6 protein-coding genes are annotated in these 8,167 nt (G+C 59.5%); 1 reads left to right on the top strand and 5 read right to left on the bottom strand.

Annotated features, from left to right (window positions below; genetic code table 11):
• Nucleotides 1-231: 231 nt before the first annotated feature.
• On the top strand, nucleotides 232-591 hold the full coding sequence (locus tag AX703_RS06700) for a hypothetical protein (RefSeq protein ID WP_058456890.1): 360 nt from the start codon (nucleotides 232-234) through the stop codon (nucleotides 589-591).
• 128 nt (nucleotides 592-719) lie between these two features.
• On the opposite strand, the gene AX703_RS06705 is transcribed toward AX703_RS06700, so the two are convergent.
• From AX703_RS06705 to AX703_RS06725, 5 genes are all read right to left on the bottom strand, one after another.
• On the bottom strand, nucleotides 720-929 hold the full coding sequence (locus tag AX703_RS06705; RefSeq protein ID WP_054136348.1) for a hypothetical protein: 210 nt from the start codon (nucleotides 927-929) through the stop codon (nucleotides 720-722).
• Nucleotides 930-1,069: 140 nt separating this feature from the next.
• Nucleotides 1,070-2,386, bottom strand: coding sequence for a hypothetical protein (locus AX703_RS06710; protein ID WP_058803396.1), 1,317 nt, complete (start codon nucleotides 2,384-2,386; stop codon nucleotides 1,070-1,072).
• Nucleotides 2,376-2,807, bottom strand: a complete 432-nt coding sequence (locus AX703_RS06715) for a hypothetical protein (RefSeq protein WP_152998738.1) — start codon at nucleotides 2,805-2,807, stop codon at nucleotides 2,376-2,378. Before AX703_RS06715 ends, AX703_RS06710 begins: the two co-directional genes overlap by 11 nt.
• Before the next feature lie 10 nt (nucleotides 2,808-2,817).
• Nucleotides 2,818-5,844, bottom strand: a complete 3,027-nt coding sequence (gene mobF / locus AX703_RS06720; RefSeq protein ID WP_062343379.1) for a MobF family relaxase — start codon at nucleotides 5,842-5,844, stop codon at nucleotides 2,818-2,820.
• Nucleotides 5,845-5,937: 93 nt separating this feature from the next.
• A partial coding sequence (locus AX703_RS06725) for a type IV secretion system DNA-binding domain-containing protein (protein ID WP_082734459.1) occupies nucleotides 5,938-8,167 on the bottom strand: 2,230 nt, incomplete at its 5' end.

Consider the following 8,167-nt stretch of genomic DNA (forward strand, 5'->3'; position numbering starts at 1 on the left):
CACCAGCAGCACCTAAATCTCCACCGAAAATTACACCACGAGCGCGGACGCTAACCCGGCTCTGCGACGAGAGGCGATGCTACAACTGTCCGATGGATGCCTTTGGAATGCTGGAGTCGTCGACGCATAGAGTCGACCCATAAGTGCGCGCAGAGACGCTTAGCGTATATCTGTGCCCGTTCTATGTCCTGACCCCTCAAAGGGATCCCATGGCCTAACCCCGCTTGGAAAATGATCGACAAGCGAGATTCGGCCGCTCGCGATGCTTGGTTCTATGAGTGCCAACGCCGCAAGATACCGTTCCTGCACGTGGCAAAAGCAAGAAAACACTTCTCGGTCCATTGGGACCATATCAGCTTGGATTCTGATTATGACCAGATGATCAGACAGTCTGCCGATGGGAAAATGGCAAGGGTTCTGTTCCGAACCTATCAACTGATCGCTTCTGGCCTTGAGCCTAAAAGCTTTTTCGATGGCGGGGCCTTGGTGGGGGATGTGACTGGCTTGTCTGAATCAAGCGCCCGGCAGATTGCAAATGCCTTCGCTCTCCTGCTTTTTCCTGGCAACGTGCAATCTGCTTTGGCTGCATAAGAAGATATTGGAAGCCGCGGAACCAGCGGCTTCAATACGCCACAACTCCATCAGGCCGAAATTCTGAGCTCCGTTCGCGTCGTGCAACAAGCCAGTGGTCCAAATCAGGCACGCTGCGGTGGACTTCATCATCGCCAGAAGCCGTCCTGTCTCTGGCCGTGCCGGTTGTCGTAATTCTCGCGCTGATCGTAGGCGCTCTTGCGGATACCCACCTCGACCCGCTGGCCGCCGACGTTGCGAATGTGGAGATCGCGCAGATCGACCTTGTTGCGCTGCGCCCAGTCTTTTGCCTCGCGCTCGCTGCCGAAAGTGCCTGCATCTTCGTAATCGAATGCCATTTCATGCTCTCCTTCATGTGGTGATTGACGGTCTGGAAGATTGGATGCGCAGGCGCAGGCTCATGCCGACTGCTTCTGGGCATTGGCGGATCGGGCTTGGGAAGGGCTGCCGCTTGAAATTGGAGTTGAAGTGCAGTTCGTCATGTAAGCGCTGATCCTCGGTCCATCTGGTGGTCGAGGCTGGCTTTGGCCGACCGGTGCTCCTTTATTTGCTGGCTGAAGCCTCGAGCCGACTGGAACGTGAATAACGCCAGCGCAACGGCGGCAGCACCGGCAATGAATGCGGTGATGTAGAAGCTCATTGCGGGAACATTCATCCGAGCCAGATATTGTGGGTCGTTGATCACACTCATCTCGTGGGCGAGGAGTATGATGCTGCCAAACATCAGGGCCATCCGGATCGCTATCGTGCCGGCGTGTGTAATCAGCCGGCTTCTCGCAATGGATTCGCGCTGGCGAGCCTCGACGATAGGGTCTGGCGTCGAATTGTACGCTGCTTCGGCTCTATCGGCCTTTCGCTTGCGCCATATGGCGCGCCCCTGGGCAACGAACTGGGTAAACTCTCTGGGTCCGTTGTTTTCGGCAATAAGCCGCTCAAGGTGCCGATACTCAGCCTCGGCGGCTTCCTGATTCCTATAATAGATTGCTGCACTGAAGACCGATTCCATTCTTGCAATGATATCGTGTAGTGTTTGGTTAGGGTTGAAACATTCGTTCACTCGGGGGTGCAGTACCCAGTCGTGCCACTGTTCGTATCGGTTGGTACAAGCAAAGTATGAGTTAGGGCGTGTGTCCCAGTCGATATAGCGGATCTTGTGGAAGCGATTTTGGCTCCGGTAAGCCGCAACCCGTTGACGGGCTCGGTGATGAAATGCTTCGACGCTCATCAACTGCAGCGGCCCGATCAGGGCCTCGATCTTTGCTAGGTGAGCGTCACAATTGTAGATGCAGTGCTGGAGGTGCTCGAGCGTGAAGTCTTCATAGAGCGCCTTTACCTCTCGCAGGAGCGCTCCCTCGTTCAGCATTTTTGAGGTCCAGCAATGGACGCCCGTTCTTTTACCGAGAAGTACATTAAGGGGGATATCGAGCTGTCGTCCCTCATCGCAGTATTGCTGGATCATCCTTGGTGCTGTCACGTCGCGAAATTCGGCATCGAGGCCGCGATTGACGAGAACGCGGATTTTGGTCTGAGAAAGCTCAAAGCAGCCCGCGATTTCTCGTACCGACTTTCCGGCCCTATGCTCTTTGAAGACCCGGCGTGCCAGATTGTTTGCCGCTTCGCCCTTCAAGTAGCTGTTGGGTGATCTGCGCTTGAACTCGCTCGTTTTCTGAACGGTACTTTGACCGCCGGCATTGCGGATGTGGAGATCGCGCAGATCAACCTTTTTGTGCTGCGCCCCGTCCTTCGCCCCACGCTTGCTTCCGACGGTCCCTGCGTCTTTGTATTCAAGCGCCATGCCTCTTCTCCTTCCTGGTTATGATGTTGACCGCATCTTTCCGGGGCTTTGCCCGACCCCTGCGCAGCGGGATAAAGGCAACGGCGCACCGCTCCCAAGGAGGAGCCGCCCGCTGCGCCACCAGCCTCACAAAGGCGGCCGCGATCGTGCCCACCAGAACTGCGACAAGGATCATCAGACCTATCGCCACCAACTCGGCGGCCATTTTCTGGTTATGGAGGGCGGCTCGCAGATCAGCGCATCCCTGAACCCCGTACGTATTGAGGTCGCAGACCACAAAGCTGTCCCCGCCAGCGGCACGCGCAATCTCCGAGAGTCCTGCCTCGTTCACCAGATTGGTCAGGGTCAGCTGCTGCGTGAGGTGAATCTCGAAAGTGTCTGAAGGCGGCGTGCCCGCTTTGGCATGGCCCATCTGTGTCACGATCTTCCTCCTATCGGCTGCGTTCGATGTTGCGTTCGGGCACATCGAGCTGGGGCGTTGCCCGAAGGCTCGCCGGATCGATCCGTGAGGCATTTGCTTGCCTGTCCTCGGGCGCCCTCAAATGATCGGGAATTGTGGGCCGAAACTCGCCAGCCTCGCGGCCGCTGCGTTTCGTCTCGACCTGCTTTTCGCCAAGGGTTTCGAGCGCGCTGGTCTTGTCGCCCGGGTTTCGGTCGATCTGCGCCAGGAGCCGATCGCGGTCGTTGGTGACGATTGTGATGTCGTCGCGCACCCGGGTCATCATGACGAGCGCCAGACGCTGGTTTGACAAGTGCCGGGCTGATGAGTGCATCTCACCGATCGCCATGTCGCGGGTGTCGCCCTGCGCCTGATGCATGTTGATCGCATAGGCCAGCCCCATGCGCTCGAGCATGCGGTCATTCTGCTTGAGTTCTACGGTCACGCCTGCCTTGTTCTCGAGCGTGACGATCCCATCCCTGATCCCGAGGATCCTCGCCTCCTCGGACTTCATCAGCCCCCTGGCATCATCCTTTTCGGTCCAGCGGATCTTGTCGCCCTCGAAGATTGTCTCCTTGTGCTTTTCGGAGAGCCTCAAGGCATCGCGCTTGTCCGAAGGGTCGATCGCCGCCGGATCGAATTTGATCAGCTTGCCGCTTTCATCGCGCAGCATGACCCGGCCCTTCACGTCTATGCTTTCGACATCGTACCGCCCCCGAACAAGCCCTCCGGGGGCGTTCTGGCGCGTCACTTCGAGCAGCTGGCCCTTGCTGTAGGTCGAGGCGTAGCGCAGCTCCTCGCGCGTCGCATGGGCCGGGAGGAGCGTGGTCAGCCTCAGCCCTTCCCCCTGGATCGCCCCTTCTGCCTTTAGGCCCTGCTGGACCATCCGGTTGAGTTCGCCGCGCGCTGCACGACCCGATGAGTAGATCGCGGTACGCTCGCGGTCTTCTGGCGATAGCTCCAGCCATTTCTGCGCGGTGACCTTGAGGTGGTCTGCGCCAGCTTCGACCACACGCTCGCCAAGCGAGGCAAAGCTTTCCTTGAACATTCCGGCGCGCGCGAGGCCAGCGGCTTCCTTCATATGTTCGGTGCGCTGCCGAAGGCTGGTATCGATGCGGGCTATGGCGGGGTTATCGGACTGGATCAGTGAAAAGCTTTTGCCCGCCTCGATCGGCTGCAGCTGGGCCCGGTCTCCGATCATGACCAGCTTTTCAACAGCAAGCCGGTTGGCGATCGTGAGCAGGTCATTCATCGGCTTGTTTGCCACGAGGGAAGCCTCATCCAACACCAACATTTTGCCGCGCAATGCTTCGCGTGAGGCTTCGAACTTCGGGCCCGAGCCCTCAAGCGCGGGCCGCAAATGCTCATTCACGAAGGATGAGACGGTTCTTGCCGTGATCCCCTGTCTGACAACCTCACCGTCCGACCCCCGGATCGCTGTATCGCTGCGAAGATCGCTCACCATCTTGTTGGCGAAGGCGAGGCCGATGACCTCCCTTCCCTCCCGATACGCTACGCTTGCGATTGCCGAAATGATCGTTGTTTTGCCTGCGCCCGCGACGCCCTGGATCACGATTGTGCGGTCCTTGCTGGCCAGCGCCAGTGTTCCCGCGGCAATCTGCTCGGCATTGAGCTCGTGAGTTCCGGCCACTTGCCGCAGCCGTTCCGGAGCCTCGGCGGCTTCGATGATGGCCTGGCCTGCGCCCTTTCCGGCGGCGACATTGGCAAGGGTTGCCCGCTCGATTGCGACATGCTCAGGGGTTGTGAATTTCTCAGGCAGGCCGTCGAGCCTGTCGCTTTTGCCCTCCAGCACCTTACCGTCGGCCACCAATACGCCGATCCTTGCTTCCACACCGTCAGCGGTCACGCCCTTTACGCCGAGGTCGAGCGCGGTCTTGACCAGCTCGCCCTGGGTCCAGGAGGTTTCACGTTCGCCGATGATCCTGATCGCAGAAGCGGTTGCCATCTCGGTGCGCAGCTGCGTGGGCGTCAGGGTTATCCGTTGGAGGCCATTGGTTGTCAGTATGTCCGCTGGCCGCGTGTAGAGTTTCACGCTGTCCCGGAGCGCGCTTAGGGTTTCCTGCACCCGCTGAGGCAATCCCAATGGGCTCTCGCGCTCTACAGAGCCGCGTTCCCGTGCCTGTTCGACCAGCGCCTTGGCATCGAACCCCAGCCCGGCGGCGCGCCTCGCCCATTCCTGCCGAAGCGCCTGCTTGTCATCCGGGTTTAGCTTGGGATCGCGGGTTCGCTTGGTGATTTCCCGCAAGGCTCCTGTGTCCTTTGCGCTCTTCCCGAGCTTTTCGGCCGTTGCCAGAATGGTGAGACGGCGCTGGCTGAAGGCTTCGATCACATCGCGCGCCACGCCCTTGATTTCGAACTGACCGTGCTTGCCCGTGAGCTGGGTTTCGTAGCCGAGCTTCTCGAGGTTGGCCCGCAACGCGGCGTTGTAGATGGAGCCAAGGACTGTGTTGTTCTTCCAGATCTCTCCGTTCCACAGCGCCTTCCAGTTGCCATCCTTGTCCTGGGTCATCGCGGCAATGACGGCATGGGTATGGTTCTGCGGGTCCAGCGCCCGGCTCGTATCGTGCTGGAACAGGGCATAGAGGAGCTTGCCCGTGACCACGCCCTCGCCGTTGGCATTGCGCGAACGATCGCGGGCCTGCGCATAATGCTTCTCGAGATAGGCCATGGTCGCTTTGACGGCGGCCCCCTGTGCATCGAGGATCCGCTTATCGCCGCCCAGCTGCGCAAGCAGGCTGGCCGATTTCGGCATGGAGAATGTGAGGTCTATCCCCGAGCGGCGGTTTGCATTGCCATTTACGACCGTGTCATCGGGCAGTTTGCCATCGAGGACTTTTTCGAAGTCATCCTTGGCAACGGGACCAGCAAGACCGAGTGCTTCGGCGCCCTTCCCGCCCCATTCGCTGAGCTCAGCAGGGCCATCGCCGACATAGTAGTCGTCCTTGGCGAAGTAGTTTGCCGCGCCGCCGGCTGATGCGACTGATGCGACCGACAGCATCTCAGGCTATCCTTGCCTGTTCGCGCCGGAGCATCGGCCCGGCACATTGCGCGCAGAATAGGGGGCACACATGGCAGGTCTGTCCTGCCGCGCTCATCGCCCAAGCTCCTGATCATCGTCAATGGAAGGGTCCTGACGGCTTTGCTTTTCGTTGCCGATGCCGCGCATGTTTTCTTTGGAAAGCTCGCTCTCCTGCGCGTCTGCCCTGCTGTTCTGCGCTCGCCCCTTCGGCCCTTCGATCTTCGCCTGCGCGCTGCGCTCTTCGCTGTCGCGCATGGCAAGGTTCTGCCGCTCGCGCTGGTCCTTCTTGCCAGGGCGGTTATAGCCATACAGCTCCCCTTGCGCTGGCTTTCGCTCGAAGTCTGCCCGCTCCTCTTCATCCTCAATCTTGCGTGTTACCTCCTCCTCGGTCAGCTCGCGCTCAGGGTTCAATGGCCCCTCGATCGCCTCCCTCAGCTGCTGCGCCGCCCGCTCAGCCTCACTCAGCGCGACCTCTTCGCGATCCTTCCGCTCCTTAGGCGCGATGTCAGGTTGTGCGCCTTCCCTATCCCCACCCCCCAATTCCGCGATATCCCCGGACGGTGGGATGTATTCGGCGGCGCGCATGTCGGTGACACGCTCGAAACCCTTGGCGCGGGGTTCGTAATCCTTCCACGTCAGCCTGATCCTGGCAGCGGGGAAACCGTCGGGGAATTTCACGAACCCGTGCATGCTGGGCAGGTCGCTGATGTCGACCGGCATGACGAGTTCTTCGACGTTGGTACGAGGCGTGATCGTCGAGGCGTCGCGGTTGTCATTATAGCCGTAGGAATAGGCTTCATCCATGATCCGGACCTGACGGTTGCCAATGAACTCGGAGCATCGCCGCGACGTCTCGGGATCGGCCGTCTTGAGGATCAGTTTGGTGCCCGCCAGCGAGGCCAGATTGGTAGCTCCGTTCTCGCCATAGGTTTCTTCAAGCTTGTCGAAGGAATGCATGCCAAGCACGAAGGCTCCGCCAAACGCGCGGGCGGTCTGAAGACCATGATCGATCGCCGGGAGACGATGCAGCGCATGGACTTCGTCGATGAGAAACCAGGTGCGCAGATCTCGGGTCCGTCCCATGTGGAACAGCGCATTGACGGCCAGGTCCATCCACAGCGTCAAAAGCGGGCGATTGAGGACCAGGTCCGGGTGCGTGGAAGTGATGAAAAGGATCGACCCTTCCTTGACCTCGGTGGTCATCCAGTTCTTGATTGAGAAGCCGGTTTCGCCCGGAGGAGGTTCGGGCAGGAAGCGGAAAACATTCGCATTGGCGATGAAGGTGGTCCGGATCGACTCTGCCATTTTGGCAGCGGCGGGTGACATCATCGGACCTGCGATCGTGCCTTCAAGTTGAGCATGGATCGTCTTCAGATCCGACTGCATCAGGAAGTAGGAAAGCGCGCCATTTGAGCGCACGCCCATCTTGATCATTTTGACGCACATCTCGACGAACAGGGTGCGTGCCGACTTCTGCCAGAAGTCATCTTCCGCGCTATGGCCGCTGGGAACCAGCGCTGTCGCAGCGCTCATGAATTCGGCGTAATTGTCGCAGTCGTTGAAGATCGACCATGGCACGCAGCGGCGATCCATCGGGTTGAGGATGATGTCCGTTTCGGCATCATAGAAGCTTTCGACGAAGGTGCCGGTCAGATCGAAAATGACGCAGCGATGCCCGCGTTCACGCGCCTGCGTGACGATCTTCTTCAGCTCGGTCGTCTTGCCAGCACCGGTAGTACCGATGAACATCGCATGGCTTTGCTCAAGACGCCAAGGAACCGGCACACCTGCCAGGCGGTAAGGCGCATGCAGACCCGCCCGAACACGGTCCTTCAAGGGCTCTGCGAGGATCTTGTCGGGGTCCACTGGTGGCGTGCGCTTGCGGCACTCGCTGATATGCGCTTTCCAGTTATGGCTGGTGATGGCTTGGGCCAGTTCGCTGTGTGTCACAAGCACGGCCCCCCGCTCATGGCGCTCGGTCAGAATGTCGGTGCCGCGCCGTTTCGAAAAGTCGACGAACCAGACGGTCAATGGGACGCAGATAAAGGCTGCACCAAGACCCGCAGAAATGCTGACCTGCACAGCCTTGGCCCACGCCCTTTCCACTGCAGGATGATAGGGCACCATGGACATGGTGCCTTGCACCATCTGACCCGATGGAAGCGTCAGGTTTACAGGCTTGTTCGGATTGAGCTGAACCCAGCCCCAAGCCTCGGCGTAGAGCTTCATAAGCACGAGCTGCACCTCGTGGTTCTTGAAGGTCAAACTGACGAGGGCACACAGCAGAAGAATGGCGGTTCCG

This window comes from Novosphingobium sp. CCH12-A3, assembly GCF_001556015.1.
Classification (GTDB): domain Bacteria; phylum Pseudomonadota; class Alphaproteobacteria; order Sphingomonadales; family Sphingomonadaceae; genus Novosphingobium; species Novosphingobium subterraneum.